The 21148-nt window shown below is 69.0% G+C and carries 19 protein-coding genes and 1 tRNA gene; 11 read left to right on the forward strand and 9 right to left on the reverse strand.

Annotation, left to right across the window (positions count from 1 at the left end; translation table 11 throughout):
• Nucleotides 1-118: 118 nt before the first annotated feature.
• Together trxB and trxA are read left to right on the forward strand one after the other, a co-directional pair.
• The gene (trxB, locus tag ACFY7C_RS26230; RefSeq protein WP_389654875.1) at nucleotides 119-1084 is read left to right on the forward strand and encodes a thioredoxin-disulfide reductase; all 966 of its coding nucleotides are present in this window, start codon (nucleotides 119-121) and stop codon (nucleotides 1082-1084) included.
• A gap of 48 nt (nucleotides 1085-1132) precedes the next feature.
• Complete coding sequence (gene trxA / locus ACFY7C_RS26235; RefSeq protein ID WP_389654878.1) at nucleotides 1133-1468, forward strand: thioredoxin; 336 nt, start codon at nucleotides 1133-1135, stop codon at nucleotides 1466-1468.
• A gap of 90 nt (nucleotides 1469-1558) precedes the next feature.
• Here the strand turns inward: trxA and ACFY7C_RS26240 are convergent, their stop codons facing one another.
• From ACFY7C_RS26240 to rpmH, 9 genes are all read right to left on the reverse strand, one after another.
• Entirely contained in the window at nucleotides 1559-2176 is a 618-nt protein-coding gene (locus tag ACFY7C_RS26240; RefSeq protein WP_389654880.1) for a GNAT family N-acetyltransferase, read from the reverse strand.
• A 169-nt stretch (nucleotides 2177-2345) separates the two neighbouring features.
• Nucleotides 2346-3455, reverse strand: a complete 1110-nt coding sequence (locus ACFY7C_RS26245; RefSeq protein ID WP_389654882.1) for a ParB/RepB/Spo0J family partition protein — start codon at nucleotides 3453-3455, stop codon at nucleotides 2346-2348.
• Nucleotides 3452-4540, reverse strand: coding sequence for a ParA family protein (locus tag ACFY7C_RS26250; RefSeq protein ID WP_389654884.1), 1089 nt, complete (start codon nucleotides 4538-4540; stop codon nucleotides 3452-3454). The genes ACFY7C_RS26245 and ACFY7C_RS26250 overlap by 4 nt, the downstream gene beginning before the upstream one ends.
• A 270-nt stretch (nucleotides 4541-4810) precedes the next feature.
• Complete coding sequence (gene rsmG / locus ACFY7C_RS26255; protein ID WP_389654886.1) at nucleotides 4811-5527, reverse strand: 16S rRNA (guanine(527)-N(7))-methyltransferase RsmG; 717 nt, start codon at nucleotides 5525-5527, stop codon at nucleotides 4811-4813.
• Nucleotides 5528-5645: 118 nt separating this feature from the next.
• Nucleotides 5646-6155: a protein jag gene (locus ACFY7C_RS26260; protein WP_389654888.1), complete on the reverse strand. Its 510-nt coding sequence runs from the start codon at nucleotides 6153-6155 to the stop codon at nucleotides 5646-5648.
• Between the two features lie 29 nt (nucleotides 6156-6184).
• The gene (yidC, locus tag ACFY7C_RS26265) at nucleotides 6185-7504 is read right to left on the reverse strand and encodes a membrane protein insertase YidC (RefSeq protein ID WP_389654890.1); all 1320 of its coding nucleotides are present in this window, start codon (nucleotides 7502-7504) and stop codon (nucleotides 6185-6187) included.
• 3 nt (nucleotides 7505-7507) lie between these two features.
• A complete protein-coding gene (gene yidD, locus ACFY7C_RS26270; RefSeq protein WP_352076788.1) occupies nucleotides 7508-7834 on the reverse strand; it encodes a membrane protein insertion efficiency factor YidD in 327 nt (108 codons plus the stop codon).
• Complete coding sequence (gene rnpA, locus ACFY7C_RS26275) at nucleotides 7831-8202, reverse strand: ribonuclease P protein component (protein ID WP_389654892.1); 372 nt, start codon at nucleotides 8200-8202, stop codon at nucleotides 7831-7833. The genes yidD and rnpA overlap by 4 nt, the downstream gene beginning before the upstream one ends.
• A gap of 19 nt (nucleotides 8203-8221) precedes the next feature.
• Nucleotides 8222-8359 (reverse strand): 50S ribosomal protein L34, encoded by a 138-nt coding sequence (gene rpmH / locus ACFY7C_RS26280; RefSeq protein ID WP_125638610.1) that lies wholly within the window; start codon nucleotides 8357-8359, stop codon nucleotides 8222-8224.
• A gap of 381 nt (nucleotides 8360-8740) precedes the next feature.
• On the opposite strand from rpmH, the gene dnaA reads away from it, so the two are divergent.
• From dnaA to ACFY7C_RS26325, 9 genes are all read left to right on the forward strand, one after another.
• Nucleotides 8741-10564: a chromosomal replication initiator protein DnaA gene (dnaA, locus tag ACFY7C_RS26285; RefSeq protein ID WP_389654894.1), complete on the forward strand. Its 1824-nt coding sequence runs from the start codon at nucleotides 8741-8743 to the stop codon at nucleotides 10562-10564.
• Between the two features lie 808 nt (nucleotides 10565-11372).
• The gene (dnaN, locus tag ACFY7C_RS26290) at nucleotides 11373-12503 is read left to right on the forward strand and encodes a DNA polymerase III subunit beta (RefSeq protein ID WP_356694636.1); all 1131 of its coding nucleotides are present in this window, start codon (nucleotides 11373-11375) and stop codon (nucleotides 12501-12503) included.
• 76 nt (nucleotides 12504-12579) lie between these two features.
• Nucleotides 12580-13458 carry a phosphogluconate dehydrogenase (NAD(+)-dependent, decarboxylating) gene (gnd, locus tag ACFY7C_RS26295; RefSeq protein ID WP_389654897.1) on the forward strand — a complete coding sequence of 293 codons (879 nt, stop codon included), beginning with the start codon at nucleotides 12580-12582 and terminating at the stop codon, nucleotides 13456-13458.
• 57 nt (nucleotides 13459-13515) lie between these two features.
• Nucleotides 13516-14646, forward strand: coding sequence for a DNA replication/repair protein RecF (recF, locus tag ACFY7C_RS26300; protein ID WP_389654899.1), 1131 nt, complete (start codon nucleotides 13516-13518; stop codon nucleotides 14644-14646).
• A gap of 5 nt (nucleotides 14647-14651) precedes the next feature.
• Nucleotides 14652-15212, forward strand: coding sequence for a DUF721 domain-containing protein (locus ACFY7C_RS26305; protein WP_389655653.1), 561 nt, complete (start codon nucleotides 14652-14654; stop codon nucleotides 15210-15212).
• A gap of 361 nt (nucleotides 15213-15573) precedes the next feature.
• Nucleotides 15574-17604, forward strand: coding sequence for a DNA topoisomerase (ATP-hydrolyzing) subunit B (gene gyrB, locus ACFY7C_RS26310; RefSeq protein ID WP_389654901.1), 2031 nt, complete (start codon nucleotides 15574-15576; stop codon nucleotides 17602-17604).
• Nucleotides 17605-17645: 41 nt separating this feature from the next.
• A complete protein-coding gene (gene gyrA / locus ACFY7C_RS26315; RefSeq protein ID WP_389654903.1) occupies nucleotides 17646-20237 on the forward strand; it encodes a DNA gyrase subunit A in 2592 nt (863 codons plus the stop codon).
• A gap of 96 nt (nucleotides 20238-20333) precedes the next feature.
• Nucleotides 20334-20918, forward strand: a complete 585-nt coding sequence (locus ACFY7C_RS26320) for a DUF3566 domain-containing protein (protein ID WP_389654905.1) — start codon at nucleotides 20334-20336, stop codon at nucleotides 20916-20918.
• 109 nt (nucleotides 20919-21027) lie between these two features.
• A tRNA-Ile gene (locus ACFY7C_RS26325) sits at nucleotides 21028-21104 on the forward strand.
• The last annotated feature ends 44 nt before the right edge of the window (nucleotides 21105-21148 follow it).

Consider the following 21148-nt stretch of genomic DNA (forward strand, 5'->3'; position numbering starts at 1 on the left):
GTGGCGGGCGGCGGGTTCGGGAATGCCCGCCCCGTAGGATCGGTTGGGTGGGGTGACAGTGACCGATCCGACCGCCCCCGTAGGCAGTAGGCAGTCTGCAGAGACGAGGAAAAAACCCGTGAGCGACGTCCGTAACGTGATCATCATCGGCTCCGGGCCCGCGGGTTACACCGCGGCGCTCTACACGGCCCGTGCGTCGCTGAAGCCGCTCGTGTTCGAGGGTGCGGTCACCGCCGGTGGCGCCCTGATGAACACGACCGAGGTGGAGAACTTCCCCGGCTTCCGTGACGGCATCATGGGCCCGGACCTGATGGACAACATGCGTGCCCAGGCGGAGCGCTTCGGCGCCGAGCTGGTTCCGGACGACATCGTCGCCGTGGACCTCACGGGTGAGATCAAGACCGTCACGGACACCGCCGGCACCGTGCACCGCGCCAAGGCCGTCATCGTCACCACGGGCTCCCAGCACCGCAAGCTCGGCCTGCCGCACGAGGACGCCCTCTCCGGCCGCGGTGTCTCCTGGTGCGCCACCTGCGACGGGTTCTTCTTCAAGGAGCACGACATCGCCGTCGTCGGCGGCGGCGACACCGCGATGGAGGAGGCCACCTTCCTCTCGCGCTTCGCCAAGTCGGTCACGATCGTCCACCGCCGCGACTCACTGCGCGCCTCCAAGGCGATGCAGGAGCGTGCCTTCGCCGACCCGAAGATCAAGTTCGCCTGGGACAGCGAGGTCGCCGAGATCCACGGCGAGCAGAAGCTCGCGGGCCTGACCCTGCGCAACACCAAGACGGGCGAGACCAGCGAGCTCCCGGTGACGGGTCTCTTCATCGCCGTGGGCCACGACCCGCGCACCGAGCTCTTCAAGGGCCAGCTGGAGCTGGACGAGGAGGGCTACCTGAAGGTCGACGCCCCCTCGACGCGCACCAACATCCCGGGCGTCTTCGCCGCCGGTGACGTCGTCGACCACACCTACCGTCAGGCGATCACGGCCGCCGGCACCGGCTGCTCGGCCGCGCTCGACGCCGAGCGCTTCCTGGCCGCGCTCGTCGACAGCGAGAAGCTCGCCGAGACCCCTGCGGTCTGACCCCCCTAAGCTCCCCCGCCCCACACCCCGCGAATGAAGGAGGCCGCCGTGGCCGGCGCCACTATCACCGTTACCGACGCTGACTTCGAGGAGAAGGTCCTCAAGAGCAGCAAGCCCGTCCTGGTGGACTTCTGGGCCGAGTGGTGCGGCCCGTGCCGCATGATCGCTCCGTCGCTCGAGGCCATCGCCGCCGAGCACGACGAGATCACGATCGTGAAGCTCAACATCGACGAGAACCCGGCCACCGCCGCCAAGTACGGCGTGATGTCCATCCCGACGCTGAACGTCTACAAGGACGGCGAGGTCGTGAAGACGATCGTCGGCGCCAAGCCGAAGGCCGCGATCCTGCGCGACCTCGCGGACTTCGTCGAGACGAAGGCCTGACGCTCTCGCTGTTTCACGTGAAACATCGGCGGCCCGCCCCCTTCCGAGGGGGCGGGCCGCTGTCGTCCGTCCGGGCGCCGTCGGCATCCGTCAGAGGGGCCGCAGAGCGGGCTCCTTCTGCACCGCACCGAGGAGCCGGTCGAGGGCCATCTCGACATCCTCCTTCCAGGAGAGCGTCGTCCTCAGTTCCAGCCTGAGCCGCGGGAAGGTCGGGTGGTGTCGGACCGTCTTGAAGCCCACGGCAAGTAGATGGTCGGCGGGGAGCACACAGGCCGGCTCCTTCCAGCGGGCATCGCCGAAGGCCTCGATCGCCCTGAACCCCCGCCTCAGCAGATCCTTGGCCACGGTCTGCACCATGGTCCGGCCGAGTCCCTGTCCCTGGTAACCGGGCATGATCCACGCCGTCATCAGCTGCGCGGCATCCGCAGCGACCGGGCTGGTGGGAAAGGCGGTGGAACGGGGCACATACGCCGGCGGCGCGTAGAGCACGTACCCGACGGGGACCTCGTCGACATAGACCACCCGGCCGCAGGACCCCCATTCGAGCAGCACCGCGGAGATCCAGGCCTCCTTCTCCAGCTCCGGGCGGCCGGCCTTCACAGCGGCCTCTCCACTCACCGGATCGAGTTCCCAGAAGACACAGGAACGACATCGCTTGGGGAGATCCGGAAGGTTGTCCAGCGTGAGCGGTACGAGCCGACGCCCCACAGCTGTTCCTCGCTTCCCTCGGCCATCGCTGTACGAATACGCCTCCCAGAATCGTAACGACGAGCGGAACAGGGCGATACCGCGGACAGGCAAAGGGCGGGGCGTGTCCCGGTGGATGCCGGAACACGCCCCGCCCTGGAGCCGAAGCTCTGGAGCCGAAACAGAGGGCTCAGCCCTCGGGACTCTCCTCGGGATCCTGCTCGGAGGCCCCCTGGTCCAGGACACGGCCCTCACCCGGGGCCAGCGTCGCCAGGATTCGCTCCAGATCCTCCATCGAGGCGAACTCGACGGTGATCTTGCCCTTCTTCTGGCCCAGGTCGACCTTCACCCGGGTCTCGAAGCGGTCCGAGAGCCGGGTCGCCAGATCACGTAGAGCCGGGGAGACCCGGGTGCCCGCGCGCGGGCCCTTGGGCTTGACCGGGGACGAGGGCTCCGAGCCCATCACCGCGACGATCTCCTCGACGGCCCGCACCGACAGGCCCTCGGCGACGATCCGGTAGGCCAGCTTGTCCTGTGTCTCCGCGTCCTCCACGGACAGCAGCGCACGGGCGTGACCGGCCGAGAGGACACCGGCGGCGACCCTGCGCTGCACCGGCGGGGAGAGCCGCAGCAGACGCAGCGTGTTGGAGACCTGGGGACGCGAGCGTCCGATCCGGTCCGCCAGCTGGTCGTGGGTGCAGTTGAAGTCCTTGAGGAGCTGGTCGTAGGCGGCGGCCTCTTCCAGCGGGTTCAGCTGGGCCCGGTGGAGGTTCTCCAGGAGGGCGTCAAGCAGCAGCTTCTCGTCCTCGGTGGCCCGGACGATCGCCGGGATCCGCTCCAGACCGGCCTCACGGCACGCCCGCCAGCGGCGCTCGCCCATGATGAGCTCGTAGCGCTCGGGACCCAGCTGCCGGACCACGACCGGCTGGAGCAGACCGACCTCCTTGATGGAGGTGATCAGCTCGGCCAGGGCGTCCTCGTCGAACACCTCACGCGGCTGACGCGGGTTCGGCGTGATGGAGTCCAGCGGCAGCTCGGCGAAATGCGCCCCGGCCGGAGACTCGGGCAGCGGTTCGGCCTCGGCCACCGGCACCACCGAGTCCGGGGACTGCGGGCTGGCCGGAAGGGTCGCCAGCTTGGCCGCGGCCACACCCCGGTCCGAACCCAGCGCGGGGATGGCACCGGGGGAGGTCGCGGCCGGGGCGGAGCCCACCCCGACGGCCGGCACCTGTCGCTCCTGGGGAGCAGCGGGGATCAGCGCACCGAGCCCACGCCCCAAACCCCTACGTCGCTCGCTCACTGGATCCCCTCCGACATTCGCTGGCTGTTCTGGTGGCCCGGATACGGGTGTCCCCCATGGGCCTGGGTGGCGTCATAGTGCACATCGACACCGCGCAGGGCGATCTCGCGCGCCGCTTCGAGATACGACAGGGCACCGCTGGAGCCCGGATCGTAGGTGAGCACGGTCTGTCCGTAGCTCGGGGCCTCGGAGATACGCACCGACCGGGGGATGCTGGTCCTCAGGACCTCCTCGCCGAAGTGGCTGCGCACCTCGTCGGCAACCTGCGAGGCGAGCCTCGTACGGCCGTCGTACATGGTGAGGAGGATCGTCGAGACGTGCAGGGCGGGGTTGAGGTGCCCCCGCACCAGGTCGACGTTCCGCAGCAGCTGGCCGAGGCCCTCCAGCGCGTAGTACTCGCACTGGATGGGGATCAGCACCTCGGCCCCGGCCACGAGGGCGTTGACCGTCAGCAGTCCGAGGGAGGGCGGGCAGTCGATCAGGATGTAGTCGAGCGGCTGCTCGTACGCCTGAATCGCTCGCTGCAGTCGGCTCTCCCGCGCCACCAGGGACACCAGCTCGATCTCCGCACCGGCGAGATCGATCGTGGCCGGGGCACAGAAGAGGCCCTCGACATCCCGGACGGGCTGGACGACCTCGGACAGCGGGCGGCTGTCCACGAGAACGTCGTAGATCGAGGGGACCTCGGCGTGGTGGTCGATGCCCAGCGCCGTGGAGGCGTTGCCCTGCGGGTCCAGGTCGACGACCAGGACCCGGGCGCCGTGCAGCGCGAGCGAGGCGGCGAGGTTGACCGTCGTGGTCGTCTTGCCCACGCCGCCCTTCTGGTTGGCGACCACCATCACCCGGGTCTGCGCGGGTCGGGGAAGCCCCTCACCGGCGCGACTCAGGGCTTCCGCGGCCAGCTGGGCTGCACGACCGATGGGGGTGTCGTCCATCGGAGGCGGTGTTTCACGTGAAACATCCGCCCCTACCGATTCGGTTCGGGGACCGGGGACCGGATCGGTCATCGGTCCCGCGATGTTGGCGTCGGACCGCAAGGATTCACTCTCCTCGGCTTCAGGCTCGCGATGCACAGAGCCTGCCATGCTTTCGGGGTCGTGAACCAGCGAGGCCCGTGGTTCTGTGGATGAATCCACCTCTGTGGACAACCCCTTAACCCTCACGGGGGGTTTCGCCAGAGGCTTGCGGTCCCAGGGCGTGGCGGCCGCGCGGCCGCGGCTGATGATCCCCTGCAGCAGTGAGCGACGTTTCACGTGAAACACGATGCACGCGCCGCAGGGCCGGGACCGCTCGACACTCCGAAATATGTACGTATCGCAGCTTGTACGGATCAGCGGGTACGGAACGGAAAAGGCTCAGCGGCGCCGACGGGGCCGGCTGGGCCGGGCCGCCTTGGCGCGCTTTGCGGCGAACCTCACACCACCGGGGCTCTCACCGACCTCGACCCGGACCACGGTGGTCAGCGGGTCGACGACTCCTTCACCCACGTGCAGCACGGAGGCCTCCACCACACCGAGCTTGGAGAGCGCGGCACGGGCGCCGACGATCTCCTCCTCCGCCGCGTCGCCCTTGAGCGCGAGCATCTCGCCATAGGGGCGGAGCAGCGGGACGCCCCAGCCGGCCAGCCGGTCGAGGGGCGCCACGGCCCGCGCGGTGACGACGTGCACCGACGGAAGCTTGCCCATCATCTCCTCGGCCCGGCCGCGGACCACGGTCACATGGTCGAGGCCGAGCAGCTCGACGGCTTCCTGAAGGAAGGTCGTACGTCGGAGCAGGGGCTCCAGGAGCGTGATCTTCAGATCACGGCGGACCAAGGCCAGCGGGATTCCGGGCAGGCCGGCGCCGGAGCCGACATCGCAGACGGTGACGCCCTCCGGGACGACCTCGGAGAGCACGGCGCAGTTCAGGAGATGGCGCTCCCACAGCCGGGGGACCTCTCGCGGGCCGATGAGGCCCCGCTTGACCCCTGCGTCCGCCAGGAGCTCCGCGTACCGGACCGCCTCCGGGAAGTACTCGCCGAACACTGTCCGCGCCTGCTCCGGCGCCTGGGGAAGCTCCGCTGCCTCCGTCACGGGGAACCGTCCTTCCGTACCGCACGCGTACCGCGCGAGCGCACTGTGGTCGCTGACTATCAGGCTGACAAAATTCGGCCCCGCCTGCGAACAGACGGGGCCGACGCTACGAGAGGGCTCAGGCAGGAAGCACGACGACGAAGCGCTGCGGCTCCTCGCCCTCGGACTCGCTGCGCAGACCGGCGGCGGCGACCGCGTCGTGCACGACCTTCCGCTCGAACGGGGTCATCGGGTCCAGCTTGACCGGCTGGCCGGAGGACTTGACCTCGTCCGCGGCCTTGGCACCCAGCTGGGCGAGCTCGGACCGCTTCTGAGCCCGGAAGCCCGCGATGTCGAGCATCAGTCGGCTGCGGTCGCCGGTCTCGCGGTGCACGGCGAGCCGGGTCAGCTCCTGAAGGGCCTCCAGCACCTCTCCGTCGCGGCCGACGAGCTTCTGCAGGTCGCGGCTGCCGGAGTCGCTGATGATCGAGACCGACGCCCGGTCCGCCTCGACGTCCATGTCGATGTCACCGTCGAGATCGGCGATGTCGAGCAGGCCCTCGAGGTAGTCGGCCGCGATCTCACCCTCCTGCTCCAGGCGGGTCAGGGTGTCGCCACCCTCGGCGGCGGAGGTGGTGCCTTCCGTCACGGATGGACTCCTTCTTGCTTCGTGGAGGCTTACTTCTTGGAGGAGGGGTGCTTGGGCCGCTGCTGGCCCTTGCGCTGGCCGGACTTGCCCTGACGGGCGCCACCGGAGTTGGCCCGGCTCGGCCGCGCCGGCTTGTCCACCGCGTCCTGGGCACCGGCCTTGGTGCCCTTCGCCGACGACTTCGGCTCCTTCTCCAGCGACGGAGCCGCCTTGCCCTCGGCCTGGTCCTCGGCGGTCGAAGCCGAGTCGTCGGCCTCCTTCGCCTGCTGGGCGGCCGCGGCCTGGCGCTGGGCCTTGGTCTGACGCTTGGGCTGCTGACGCCGGGTGCCGGCACCGCCCTCCGCCTCGACGGAGAGGGTGTCGCTCTTGATCACGGTGCCGTCGGCCTGGGCGGCGAAGCCGGCCTTGGCCAGGCCCGCGAAGAAGCGGCGCTCGTTCTCGTTGCGGTCCGAACCCTTGGCGACGATGGCCTTGACGACCCTCTTGCGGCCACGGCCACGGACCTCACCGTGGTGGGTGACGCTCTTGAGCAGGCGCTGCAGGTAGGCGTCCTGGGCCTTGCTGCCCGGCGTCGGGTTCTGGTTGATCACGTACATCTGCTGGCCCATGGTCCACACGTTGGTGGTCAGCCAGTAGACGAGGACACCGACGGGGAAGTTGATGCCCATGACGGCGAAGATCACCGGGAAGATGTACATGAGCATCTTCTGCTGCTGCATGTACGGGGTCTTCACGGTGAGGTCGACGTTCTTCATCATCAGCTGGCGCTGGGTGAAGAACTGCGAGGCCGACATCAGGATGATCATGACGGCGGTGACAATGCGGACATCGGTCAGCGAGGCGTTGAGGGCCTCGACCTTGTCCGGCGAGTCCATGAACTTCGCCGCGATCGGGGCGCCGAAGATGTGCGCCTCACGCGCGCTGTCGACGAGCTGCTGGTTCAGGGCGCCGATCCGCTCGCCCTCGGCGATCTTGCTCAGCACGTGGTACAGCGCGAAGAAGAACGGCGACTGCGCCAGGATGGGAAGGCACGAGGAGAGCGGGTTGGTGCCCGTCTCCTTGTACAGCTTCATCATCTCTTCGGACTGACGCTGCTTGTCGCTCTTGTAGCGCTCCTGGATCGCCTTCATCTTCGGCTGGAGCGCCTGCATGTTCCGGGTCGCCTTGATCTGCTTCACGAAGAGCGGGATCAGGCAGATGCGGATCAGCACCACGAGGGACACGATCGACAGGCCCCAGGCCCAGCCCGTGTCAGGGCCGAAGATCGCCCCGTACAGCTTGTGGAACTGGACGATCACCCATGAGACGGGCGTGGTGATGAACGCGAACAGACTGGCAATCGTGTCCACTAATCAGGCTCCTTGAGCATTGGGCGAGGTCTCTGCGGCCGGACTCGTCTCGGCGGAGATCCCGCCCTTGTCACCGCGCAGCGCGTTCCTGAGCATCTCGTGCCAGCGCGGCCGCTTGCGCGCGGGAACGTGGTCCACGCCGCCGGGCGACCACGGATTGCACCGCAGGATGCGCCAGGCGGTCAGGGCCGTGCCCTTGATCGCGCCATGCCGGTCGATGGCCGTGAATCCGTAGTGGGAACACGACGGGTAGTACCGGCAGACGGGGCCCAGAAGAGGGCTGATCGTCCACTGGTACAACTTGATGAGAGCCAGCAGCGGGTACTTCATCGCGTGCCCCCTCCCAGCAACCGCTGGAGAGCGGCATCCAGGTCTCGGGCCAGCTGTGCGTGGTCGGCGTCACCGGCTCCGGGCAACGCCCGTACGACCACCAGGCTACCGGGGGGCAGCTCGGTGAGCCGCTCGCGCACAAGATGGCGCAGACGACGCTTCACCTGGTTGCGGACGACCGCGCCGCCTACGGCCTTGCTCACGACGAAACCCGCACGCGTCGGGGGAGCGCTCTCCCCAGGCGCGTGCGGGTCCGTTGCACCGCTGCGTAGATGGACGACGAGGAGCGGGCGTCCGGCCCGGCGTCCTCTGCGTACCGCGGTCGCGAAGTCCTCGCGCCGCCTCAGCCGATTCTCGGTAGGCAGCACGTCATGACCTGTACGCGGATCAGGCGGACAGGCGGGCGCGACCCTTGCCACGGCGGGCGGCCAGGATGGCACGGCCGGCACGGGTACGCATGCGCAGGCGGAAGCCGTGGGTCTTCGCGCGACGACGGTTGTTCGGCTGGAAGGTGCGCTTGCTCACTCGGGGGCTCCAGAAATGATTCGGGTGGTGGCGGGACATCGCCTGGCTGTCACCGTGCGCCCACGAGTAGCTCGCAATACGCCCGAGTGCACCGCTTCGTGATCACCTATGGTGATCTTTGCCCATCGGAGGCAGGCGGCAGCAGCCATCGACAACTCGACCTGGTTACGGTACGCGCGGCTACGCCATCCGGTCAAACCGGCCCGTTGCCGCCCTCCATTGTGCACAGGCTGTGGACAACAACTTGAACCACGTCAGCCGCCACGACTACCGTGGCTGGACTCCGCAATCTTTTCCGTTCTGTCCTTACCTGTCCTTACGGACTTCGACCCATCGTCCCGAGAACCACACATTCGTGGGACCTGCGAGGAAGCGTGCCCCGTGGCTGACGTACCTGCCGATCTTGCCGCAGTGTGGCCGCGCGTGCTGGAACAGCTCCTCGGCGAAGGCCAGGGCATCGAGCCCAAGGACAAGCAGTGGATCGAGCGCTGCCAGCCACTCGCACTGGTGGCCGACACCGCGCTGCTCGCGGTCCCCAACGAGTACGGCAAGCAGGTCCTCGAAGGCCGGCTCGCCCCCCTGATCAGCGAGGCGCTCAGCCGGGCCTGCGGCCGGCCGATCCGGATCGCGATCACCGTGGACGACTCCGTCGGCGAGCCGTCCCCGCCCGCGCCCCAGGCCCGGCCCGCGCAGCAGCCGTACGGGAAGTACGACGGCTACGAGAAGCCGTACGAGAAGTACGACGACTACGGGCGTCCGACGCCGGACGACGGTCTGCCGACCGCCCGCCCCGCCTACCCCGAGTACCAGCAGCAGCGCCCCGACCCGGGCGTCTGGCCGCGCGCCCAGGAGGAGATCACCTGGCAGCAGCAGCGGCTCGGCGGCTTCCAGGAGCGTGATCCGTACGCGACGGCCCGCCCGCAGCAGCCCCAGCAGCCGCGGTACGACGAGCGCTCTCCGTACGAGCAGCAGCGACCCGAGCGTGCCGATCTTCCCGAGCCGGAGGGCTCCGGCGGCCCCGGCGCTTCCGGCCACGGCGGCCAGGGTCACGGCGGTCCGGGCCACGGCGGCCATGGCGTCGGCCACGGGCCGCGTCCCGGAGTCGGCGGAGCACCGGGCATGGGCGGTTCCTCCTCCGGGCAGGGCGCCGGCTCCGGCGCGCCCGGCGAGCAGCACGCCCGGCTGAACCCGCGGTACCTCTTCGACACCTTCGTCATCGGTTCCTCGAACCGCTTCGCCCACGCGGCCGCCGTCGCGGTCGCCGAGGCGCCGGCGAAGGCGTACAACCCGCTCTTCATCTATGGGGAGTCGGGACTCGGCAAGACCCATCTGCTGCACGCCATCGGGCACTACGCGCGGAGCCTCTACCCGGGCACCCGGGTGCGGTACGTGAGCTCGGAGGAGTTCACCAACGAGTTCATCAACTCGATCCGCGACGGCAAGGGCGACGCCTTCCGCAAGCGCTACCGCGATGTGGACATCCTCCTGGTCGACGACATCCAGTTCCTCGCGAGCAAGGAGTCGACGCAGGAGGAGTTCTTCCACACCTTCAACACGCTCCACAACGCCAACAAGCAGATCGTGCTCTCCTCGGACCGGCCGCCCCGGCAGCTGGTGACCCTGGAGGACCGGCTCCGCAACCGCTTCGAGTGGGGTCTGACCACCGATGTGCAGCCTCCCGAGCTGGAGACGCGCATCGCGATCCTCCGCAAGAAGGCCGTACAGGAGCAGCTGAACGCCCCGCCGGAGGTACTGGAGTTCATCGCCTCCCGGATCTCGCGGAACATCCGTGAGCTGGAGGGCGCGCTGATCCGGGTGACCGCCTTCGCGAGCCTCAACCGGCAGCCGGTGGACCTCGGACTGACCGAGATCGTCCTCAAGGACCTGATCCCGGGCGGCGAGGACTCGGCGCCGGAGATCACCGCCGGCGCGATCATGGCGTCGACGGCCGACTACTTCGGTCTGACGGTGGAGGACCTGTGCGGCTCCTCGCGCAGCCGCGTCCTGGTCACCGCCCGGCAGATCGCCATGTACCTGTGCCGGGAGCTCACCGACCTGTCGCTGCCGAAGATCGGCGCGCAGTTCGGCGGCCGCGACCACACCACCGTCATGCACGCGGACCGCAAGATCCGGGCCCTGATGGCGGAGCGGCGCTCCATCTACAACCAGGTCACCGAGCTGACCAACCGCATCAAGAACGGCTGACGAACGCCGTCCGCGACCCTCCGAGGGCGCTCCGGGACACCTCCTGGAGCGCCCTTCGGCGTTCCCGGCCCCCGGTGCCGCCGCAGCCGCTGTTCGATTACTCCGTTCCGGTGGCAGGTTCTCCACAGATTGGGGGATGATCTCCCGTCCACAGGGTGGGGACTGCCGAGTTATCCGGATCGCATCCACAGGCAGGCCTGGTGACACGCCATCACGGCAGGTCAGAGGGGTGTGGAATTGTTGGCAAACGATCTCCACAGCCTGTGGACAAAAGATCCGTCCACAGGGCCCCCGCTCGGTTGTCCACTGGCCGCCCACAGGCAAGCGGCGGTTGCCCACAGCTTCTCCACACCGCTGTCCACTGTTCGGCAACGAAACGCCCGGGCTCACTGGGCCGAGTGAAAGCGGTCACACCAAGGGAGACGTTTGGGCTGTGGGGAACGTGGGGAAAGCTGGGGACAGCACTGGGGAGAACTCCCCATGGCCTGTGAATCGGGTGTGTAGAACTTTCGTGTGTCCACAGAACACCCCGGTTGTCCACCGGTGCCATGCACAGGGGCGGTGGACAAAAAACTGGGTCTGACCTGCGCGGATGACGTTATCCACGGTTTCCACAGGCCCTACTACTACTCCCACTCATAGTTAGCCCGGAATCCGCTTCGAAGTGGGACCTGTGCACAACTCGACGCCGGAGCGTCGGCGAGCTCTTGTCTCGACTTGACCCCGAGCCGCACCGAGTGTGGGTGGCGTACGTCAGACTGGTTCCCGCAGTCGACGAAGAGCCAGCAACAAGCAGGAGGCGGTTCCGGTGAAGATCCGGGTGGAGCGCGATGTACTCGCGGAGGCGGTGGCGTGGGTGGCCCGCAGCCTTCCGGCCCGTCCGCCGGCGCCCGTGCTCGCGGGCCTTCTGCTGAAGGCCGAGGACGGCGCGCTGAGCTTCTCCAGCTTCGACTACGAGGTCTCGGCCCGGGTCTCGGTCGAGGCCGAGGTCGAGGAGGACGGCACGGTCCTGGTCTCCGGCCGCCTGCTCGCCGACATCTGCCGCGCCCTCCCCAACCGCCCGGTGGAGATCTCCACCGACGGTGTGCGGGCGACCGTGGTCTGCGGCTCCTCCCGCTTCACCCTCCACACGCTGCCCGTGGAGGAGTACCCGGCGCTGCCCGAGATGCCCACCGCGACCGGCACCGTCCCCGGCGAGGTCTTCGCGGCCGCCGCCGCCCAGGTGGCCATCGCCGCCGGCCGTGACGACACGCTGCCCGTCCTCACCGGTGTGCGCATCGAGATCGAGGGCGACACCGTCACCCTGGCCTCCACCGACCGCTACCGCTTCGCCGTCCGCGAGTTCCTGTGGAAGCCGGAGTCCCCGGACGCCTCCGCCGTCGCCCTGGTGCCCGCCAAGACGCTCCTGGACACGGCCAAGGCGCTCACCAGCGGCGACACCGTCACCCTGGCGCTGTCCGGCTCCGGCAAGGGCGAGGGCCTGATCGGTTTCGAGGGCGCGGGCCGCCGCACCACCACCCGGCTGCTCGAGGGCGACCTGCCGAAGTACCGGACGCTCTTCCCCACCGAGTTCAACTCGATCGCGGTGATCGAGACCGCGCCCTTCGTCGAGGCCGTCAAGCGCGTGGCCCTGGTGGCCGAGCGCAACACCCCGGTCCGGCTCAGCTTCGAGCAGGGCGTGCTCATCCTGGAGGCCGGTTCCAGCGACGACGCACAGGCTGTGGAGCGGGTCGACGCGCAGCTGGACGGCGACGACATCTCGATCGCCTTCAACCCGACCTTCCTCCTGGACGGCCTGAGCGCGATCGACTCCCCGGTGGCCCAGCTGTCCTTCACGACCTCCACCAAGCCCGCGCTCCTGAGCGGCAGGCCGGCGGTCGACGCGGAGGCCGACGAGGCCTACAAGTACCTGATCATGCCGGTACGACTGAGCGGCTGACCCCACAGGTGTGCACCCGGGTGCGGGCGTAGGCTCGGACCCGGGTAAACCGCACACGACGCTTAAGGAATCTCTGATGGAGCTCGGTCTCGTCGGTCTCGGCAAGATGGGCGGCAACATGCGCGAGCGCATCCGCCGCGCAGGCCACACCGTCATCGGATACGACCGCAACCCGGACCTCGCCGATGTCCACAGCCTCGAAGAGCTTGTGGGCAAGCTCAAGGGTCCGCGCGTCGTGTGGGTGATGGTCCCGGCCGGTGCCGCGACCCAGTCCACCATCGACGAGCTGGCGAACCTGCTCTCCCCCGGCGACATCGTCGTGGACGGCGGAAACTCCCGCTGGACCGACGACGAGAAGCACGCCGAGGAGCTCGCCGCCAAGGGCATCGGCTTCGTCGACTGCGGTGTCTCCGGCGGCGTCTGGGGCCTGGAGAACGGCTACGCGCTGATGTACGGCGGCGACGCCGAGAACGTGGCCCGCGTCCAGCCGATCTTCGACGCGCTCAAGCCCGAGGGCCCCCACGGCGCCGTACACGCGGGCAAGGTCGGCGCCGGCCACTTCGCGAAGATGGTCCACAACGGCATCGAGTACGCGATGATGCAGGCCTACGCCGAGGGCTGGGAGCTCCTGGAGAAGGTCGACTCCGTCACCGACGTCCGCGAGGTCTTCCGCTCCTGGCAGGAGGGCACCGTCATCCGCTCGTGGCTGCTCGACCTCGCGGTCAATGCCCTCGACGAGGACGAGCACCTGGACGGGCTGCGCGGCTACGCGTCGGACTCCGGCGAGGGCCGGTGGACCGTCGAGGCCGCCATCGACAACGCCGTACCGCTGCCGGCGATCACCGCGTCGCTGTTCGCGCGGTTCGCGTCGCGTCAGGACGACTCGCCGCAGATGAAGATGATCGCCGCGCTGCGCAACCAGTTCGGCGGTCACGCGGTCGAGACGAAGAAGTAATCCACAGGCTGTGCACCCGGCGGTGCACAGCCCGCCGGGGGAAGGTCGGCGCCCACCATGCATGTCACGCATCTGTCGCTGGCCGACTTCCGCTCCTACGCCCGGGTCGAGGTCCCGCTCGATCCGGGCGTCACCGCGTTCGTGGGGGCGAACGGCCAGGGCAAGACGAATCTCGTCGAGGCGGTCGGCTATCTCGCCACCCTCGGCAGCCACCGCGTCGCCTCCGACGCCCCGCTGGTGCGCATGGGCGCGGAGCGGGCGATCATCCGCGCGGCCGTCACCCAGGGCGAGCGCTCCCAGCTGGTCGAGCTCGAACTCAACCCCGGCCGCGCCAACCGCGCCCGTATCAACAGGTCCTCGCAGGTCAGGCCACGTGATGTGCTGGGGATCGTGCGGACCGTGCTGTTCGCGCCGGAGGACCTGGCGCTCATCAAGGGCGACCCCGGCGAGCGCCGGCGCTTCCTCGACGAACTGATCACGGCGCGCGCGCCGCGCATGGCGGGCGTGCGCTCGGACTACGAGCGGGTGCTCAAGCAGCGCAACACGCTCCTGAAGTCCGCGGCCATGGCCCGGCGGCACGGCGGCCGCGGCATGGACCTGTCCACGCTCGACGTCTGGGACCAGCACCTGGCCCGGGCCGGCGCCGAGCTGCTGGCCCAGCGACTGGACCTCATCGGCACGCTCCGGCCGCTCGCCGACAAGGCGTACGAGCAGCTGGCCCCCGGCGGCGGGCCGGTCCAGCTGGAGTACAAGCCGTCCGCGCCCGGCTCCGGGCACAGCCGCGAGGAGCTGTACGGACAGCTGATCGCCGCGCTCGCCGACGTACGCAAGCAGGAGATCGAGCGGGGCGTCACGCTGGTCGGGCCGCACCGTGACGACCTGCTCCTCAAGCTCGGCGACCTGCCGGCCAAGGGCTACGCGAGTCACGGCGAGTCCTGGTCGTACGCCCTGGCGCTGCGGCTCGCCTCGTACGACCTGCTGCGCGCCGAGGGGAACGAGCCGGTGCTCGTCCTCGACGACGTCTTCGCCGAGCTGGACGCGCGCCGGCGCGAGCGGCTCGCGGAGCTGGTGGCGCCGGGCGAGCAGGTCCTCGTCACGGCGGCGGTCGACGACGACGTACCGGGGGTGCTCGCGGGCACGCGGTACGTGGTGGCCGGCGGCACGGTGGAGAGGCCGGCGCGGGCATGACGGGTATGAGCGGCGAAACTTCCCCACAGCCTGTGGACAAAACTTCGGCGGCGGCACCGGAGCCCTCCGGCGTCGACCTGGCCCGGGTGGCCCTGCGCGCCGCCAAGGAGCAGGCCAAGGCGCGGGGTGCGGCGGCCCAGCAGAAGAAGCAGGCCCGGCGCGGTGGCGGACTGCGCTCCGGCGCGCGCGCCGACGGGCGCGACCCGATGGCGCTCGGCGCCGCGATCAACCGGCTGATCACCGAGCGGGGCTGGGAGACGCCGGCGGCGGTCGGCGGGGTCATGGGGCGCTGGCCGCAGATCGTCGGCGAGGACCTCGCCAAGCACTGCGTACCGCTGAAGTACGACGAGGACCCGGAGGAGCGGGTGCTCACGGTGCAGTGCGACTCCACGGCGTGGGCGACGCAGCTGCGGCTGCTCGCGCCCCGCCTGGTCGCGCGCCTGAACGAGGACCTGGGGCAGGGCACGGTCCGGATGATCAAGGTCCTGGGGCCGGGCGGGCCCCGGCGGGGGTACGGGCCGCTGCGGGCGCCGGGGTCGACGGGGCCGGGCGACACCTACGGGTAGCCGGGGCCGGGACGCCGCCGTCGTGGCGCGGGTCCGGGCAGAGGGCGCCGTGCGCGTGGGCGTTGTGCCCACCCCTTCCGCCCCCGCGGAACGTATGCCCACAACGCGGGCTGCTCGAGTCCGCGCCGCCGGCCTCCACTCGCCGTCACCGCTCGAAGCGCTAGGTGGCCGTCAGGGGCCTCTGGGGCCCCTCCCCGGATATGGGGAGTCGTCTCGCGCCCGTCGAGGGCGGCACATGAGCATTCAGGTACCGGCAAACCCCCATGAGTGTCAGTGGTACCGGTAGACTGGGAGACAATCCCGCCACCCTGCGGAACATGTCGAACGACGCAGCCGCTCCCGTATGCCCGGAGAACGGCTTGTGCTGTGCCAGAAAGGGCGCTTCGTGGCCGATTCCGGCAACCCCAACGAGAACAACCAGTACACCGCCAGCAACATCCAGGTACTCGAGGGTCTGGATGCCGTGCGCAAGCGCCCCGGCATGTACATCGGCTCGACCGGAGAGCGCGGCCTGCACCACATGGTGCAGGAGGTCGTCGACAACTCGGTCGACGAAGCCCTGGCCGGTCACGCGGACACCATCGACGTGACGATCCTGGCCGACGGCGGCGTCCGCGTCGTCGACAACGGCCGCGGCATCCCCGTCGGCATCGTCGAGTCCGAGGGCAAGCCGGCCGTCGAGGTCGTGCTGACGGTCCTCCACGCGGGCGGCAAGTTCGGCGGCGGCGGCTACGCGGTCTCCGGCGGTCTGCACGGCGTCGGCGTCTCCGTCGTCAACGCCCTCTCCACCAAGGTCTCGGTGGAGATCAAGACCGACGGCCACCGCTGGACGCAGGACTACAAGATGGGCGCCCCGACCGCGCCCCTCGCGAAGCACGAGGCGACCGACGAGACCGGCACCTCGGTCACCTTCTGGTCCGACCCGGACATCTTCGAGACGACCGAGTACTCATTCGAGACGCTCTCGCGCCGCTTCCAGGAGATGGCCTTCCTCAACAAGGGCCTGACGATCACGCTCACCGACGAGCGCGAGTCCGCGAAGGCCACCGTCGGCGCCGACGACCCGGACGCCGAGGCCGCCGCCGAGCCGGCCGCGCGCACGGTGAAGTACCACTACGAGGGCGGCATCGTCGACTTCGTGAAGTACCTCAACTCGCGCAAGGGCGACCTGATCCACCCCACCGTCATCGACGTCGAGGCCGAGGACAAGGAGCGCATGCTCTCGGTCGAGATCGCGATGCAGTGGAACTCGTCGTACAGCGAGGGCGTGTACTCGTTCGCGAACACGATCCACACCCATGAGGGCGGTACGCACGAGGAGGGCTTCCGCGCCGCGCTGACGACGCTCGTCAACAAGTACGCGCGCGAGAAGAAGCTGCTCCGCGAGAAGGACGACAACCTCACGGGCGACGACATCCGCGAGGGTCTGACCGCGATCATCTCGGTCAAGATCGGCGAGCCGCAGTTCGAGGGCCAGACCAAGACCAAGCTCGGCAACACCGAGGCGAAGACCTTCGTCCAGAAGGTCGTCTTCGAGAACCTGACCGACTGGTTCGACCGCAACCCCAACGAGGCCGCGGACATCATCCGCAAGGGCATCACCGCCGCCACCGCGCGCGTGGCCGCCCGCAAGGCCCGTGACCTGACCCGCCGCAAGGGTCTCCTGGAGTCGGCGTCCCTGCCGGGCAAGCTCTCCGACTGCCAGTCGAACGACCCCACCAAGTGCGAGATCTTCATCGTCGAGGGTGACTCCGCCGGCGGCTCGGCCAAGTCCGGCCGCAACCCGATGTACCAGGCCATCCTGCCGATCCGCGGCAAGATCCTGAACGTCGAGAAGGCCCGTATCGACAAGATCCTCCAGAACACCGAGGTCCAGGCGCTGATCTCCGCCTTCGGCACCGGTGTGCACGAGGACTTCGACATCGAGAAGCTCCGCTATCACAAGATCATCCTGATGGCGGACGCCGACGTCGACGGCCAGCACATCAACACCCTGCTGCTGACCTTCCTCTTCCGCTTCATGCGGCCGCTGGTCGAGGCCGGGCACGTCTACCTCTCCCGCCCGCCGCTCTACAAGATCAAGTGGGGCCGGGACGACTTCGAGTACGCCTACTCCGACCGTGAGCGCGACGCGCTGGTCGAGCTGGGCAAGCAGAACGGCAAGCGGATCAGGGAAGACTCGATCCAGCGCTTCAAGGGTCTCGGCGAGATGAACGCCGAGGAGCTGCGCGTCACCACCATGGACGTCGAGCACCGCGTGCTCGGCCAGGTCACCCTGGACGACGCGGCGCAGGCCGACGACCTGTTCTCGGTGCTGATGGGCGAGGACGTCGAGGCGCGGCGCTCGTTCATCCAGCGCAACGCCAAGGACGTTCGTTTCCTCGACATCTGAGTCGGTCTCAGCTGACCGTACGAAAGGACTGACGACCAGCAATGGCCGACGAAATCACTCCCGCCACGACCGAAGAAGAGGACCAGCAGCTGCGCATCGAGCCCGTCGGGCTCGAGACCGAGATGCAGCGCTCGTACCTCGACTACGCGATGTCCGTCATCGTGTCGCGCGCACTGCCCGACGTCCGTGACGGCCTCAAGCCGGTGCACCGCCGCGTGCTGTACGCGATGTACGACGGCGGCTACCGGCCCGAGAAGGGCTTCTACAAGTGCGCCCGCGTCGTCGGCGACGTGATGGGCAACTACCATCCGCACGGCGACACCTCGATCTACGACGCACTCGTCCGCCTCGCCCAGCCCTGGGCGATGCGGATGCCGCTGGTCGACTCCAACGGCAACTTCGGCTCCCCGGGCAACGACCCGGCCGCGGCCATGCGCTACACCGAGTGCAAGATGGCGCCGCTGTCGATGGAGATGGTCCGCGACATCGACGAGGAGACCGTCGACTTCACGGACAACTACGACGGCCGCTCCCAGGAGCCGACCGTCCTGCCGTCCCGCTTCCCGAACCTGCTGATCAACGGATCCGCCGGCATCGCGGTCGGCATGGCGACCAACATCCCGCCGCACAACCTGCGCGAGGTCGCCGCCGGCGCCCAGTGGTACCTGGAGCACCCGCAGGCCACCCACGAGGAGCTGCTCGACGCGCTCATCGAGCGCATCAAGGGCCCCGACTTCCCCACCGGCGCGCTCGTCGTCGGCCGCAAGGGCATCGAGGAGGCGTACCGCACCGGTCGCGGCTCCATCACCATGCGCGCGGTCGTCGAGGTCGAGGAGATCCAGAACCGCCAGTGCCTGGTGGTCACCGAGCTGCCCTACCAGGTCAACCCGGACAACCTCGCGCAGAAGATCGCCGACCTGGTGAAGGACGGCAAGATCGGCGGCATCGCCGACGTCCGCGACGAGACCTCCTCGCGCACCGGCCAGCGCCTGGTCATCGTGCTCAAGCGGGACGCGGTCGCCAAGGTCGTCCTCAACAACCTGTACAAGCACACCGACCTCCAGACGAACTTCGGCGCCAACATGCTGGCGCTGGTCGACGGCGTGCCGCGCACCCTGTCGATCGACGCGTTCATCCGCCACTGGGTGACGCACCAGATCGAGGTCATCGTGCGCCGGACGAAGTTCCGGCTGCGCAAGGCCGAGGAGCGCGCCCACATCCTGCGCGGTCTGCTCAAGGCGCTCGACGCGATCGACGAGGTCATCGCCCTCATCCGGCGCAGCGACACGGTCGACGTCGCCCGCGAGGGCCTGATGGGCCTCCTCGAGATCGACGAGATCCAGGCCAACGCCATCCTCGAGATGCAGCTGCGCCGGCTCGCCGCCCTGGAGCGCCAGAAGATCGTCGCCGAGCACGACGAGCTCCAGGCGAAGATCAACGAGTACAACGCGATCCTGGCCTCGCCCGAGAAGCAGCGGGCGATCGTCAGCCAGGAGCTCGCGGCGCTGGTCGACAAGTTCGGTGACGACCGCCGCAGCCAGCTCGTGCCCTTCGACGGCGACATGTCCATCGAGGACCTGATCGCCGAGGAGGACATCGTCGTCACGATCACGCGTGGCGGCTATGTGAAGCGTACGAAGACCGAGGACTACCGCTCGCAGAAGCGCGGCGGCAAGGGCGTGCGCGGCACGAAGCTGAAGCAGGACGACATCGTCGACCACTTCTTCGTCACCACCACGCACAACTGGCTGCTCTTCTTCACCAACAAGGGCCGGGTCTACCGCGCCAAGGCGTACGAGCTGCCGGACGCCGGCCGGGACGCCCGCGGCCAGCACGTGGCCAACCTGCTGGCCTTCCAGCCGGACGAGCAGATCGCCCAGATCCTCGCGATCCGCGACTACGCGGCCGCGCCGTACCTGGTGCTCGCCACCAAGGCCGGTCTGGTGAAGAAGACCGCGCTGAAGGACTACGACTCCCCGCGCTCGGGCGGTGTCATCGCCATCAACCTGCGGGAGCGGGAGGACGGCAGCGACGACGAGCTGATCGGCGCGGAGCTGGTGTCGGCCGAGGACGACCTGCTGCTCATCAGCCGGAAGGCCCAGTCGATCCGCTTCACCGCCTCGGACGACGCGCTTCGCCCGATGGGACGCGCGACCTCCGGCGTCAAGGGGATGAGTTTCCGCGAGGACGACCAGCTGCTCTCGATGAATGTCGTCCGGCCCGGTACGTTCGTGTTCACCGCGACCGACGGTGGCTACGCCAAGCGCACCGCGGTCGACGAGTACCGCGTCCAGGGTCGTGGCGGCCTCGGCATCAAGGCCGCCAAGATCGTGGAGGACCGCGGCTCGCTCGTGGGCGCGCTGGTGGTCGAGGAGACCGACGAGATCCTCGCCATCACGCTGTCCGGTGGTGTGATTCGTACGCGAGTCAACGAAGTCAGGGAGACCGGCCGTGACACCATGGGCGTCCAGCTGATCAACCTGGGCAAGCGCGACGCCGTCGTCGGCATCGCCCGCAACGCCGAGGCCGGCGGCGAGGACGAGATCGAGGACGCGGTCGACGCCGATGAGGTTGTGGAGACGGCCGAGGCGGTCGAGGGCACGGAGCCCGCGACCGGGGAGCACGAGGAGTAGAGCGTGAGTGGAGCCACGGGCGCCGGTTCGGCCGACGGCCGGTCCGAAGGATCGAGCGGTGCCCGTGGCTCCGCCACGGACTCCCAGGGGGTTACGGTGACGGACACTCGGGGGCAGAGGCCCTCGTACGAGACGTACAACGGGCCGCTGCCCGGCGAGCGCGGGGGGACCCAGCCGCAGAGCGGGCCCTACCACCCGCCGCAGGCCTACGGCGCCCCGGCGCAGGGCACTCCCGCCCAGGGCGTGCCCGCCGGCGGCCAGGGCGCCGCCGCCACGCGCAAGCCGCGCACCGGCGCGCGCACCACCCCGCGTACGCGCAAGGCGCGGCTGCGGGTCGCCAAGGCCGATCCGTGGTCGGTGATGAAGGTGAGCTTCCTGCTCTCCATCGCGCTCGGCATCTGCACGGTGGTGGCCGCGGCGGTGCTGTGGATGGTCATGGACGCCATGGGCGTCTTCTCGACCGTCGGCGGCACGATCAGCGAGGCCACCGGCTCCAACGAGTCCAACGGCTTCGACCTGCAGTCCTTCCTGTCGCTGCCGCGGGTGCTGATGTTCACCTCGGTCATCGCGGTGATCGACGTGGTCCTGATGACCGCCCTGGCCACGCTGGGCGCGTTCATCTACAACCTGTCGGCCGGTTTCGTGGGCGGTGTGGAGCTCACCCTCGCCGAGGACGAGTGACCTGCGATGTGCCGGCTCGGGGCCCGTCCCGGAACCGATTTTGGGACTGGCCCCCACGTGCGCTAATCTTCAGGAGTCAGCGCGCGGGACACACACCGCAAAGCGCGGCGGGGCTATAGCTCAGTTGGTTAGAGCGCATCCCTGATAAGGATGAGGCCACAGGTTCAAATCCTGTTAGCCCCACCAGCGAAAAGACCCCCAGTCGATACCGACTGGGGGTCTTTGACATC

This window comes from Streptomyces sp. NPDC012769 (assembly GCF_042901205.1).
In the GTDB taxonomy this organism is placed as follows: domain Bacteria; phylum Actinomycetota; class Actinomycetes; order Streptomycetales; family Streptomycetaceae; genus Streptomyces.

Excerpts from the sequence above, each read along its gene's own strand:
- ACFY7C_RS26250 (WP_389654884.1), bottom strand. The coding sequence starts at position 4,540 with ATGGCAGGCTCTGTGCATCGCGAGCCTGAAGCCGAGGAGAGTGAATCC.
- yidD (WP_352076788.1), bottom strand. The coding sequence starts at position 7,834 with ATGAAGTACCCGCTGCTGGCTCTCATCAAGTTGTACCAGTGGACGATC.
- gnd (WP_389654897.1), top strand. The coding sequence starts at position 12,580 with ATGGAGCTCGGTCTCGTCGGTCTCGGCAAGATGGGCGGCAACATGCGC.
- recF (WP_389654899.1), top strand. The coding sequence starts at position 13,516 with ATGCATGTCACGCATCTGTCGCTGGCCGACTTCCGCTCCTACGCCCGG.
- ACFY7C_RS26305 (WP_389655653.1), top strand. The coding sequence starts at position 14,652 with ATGAGCGGCGAAACTTCCCCACAGCCTGTGGACAAAACTTCGGCGGCG.
- gyrA (WP_389654903.1), top strand. The coding sequence starts at position 17,646 with ATGGCCGACGAAATCACTCCCGCCACGACCGAAGAAGAGGACCAGCAG.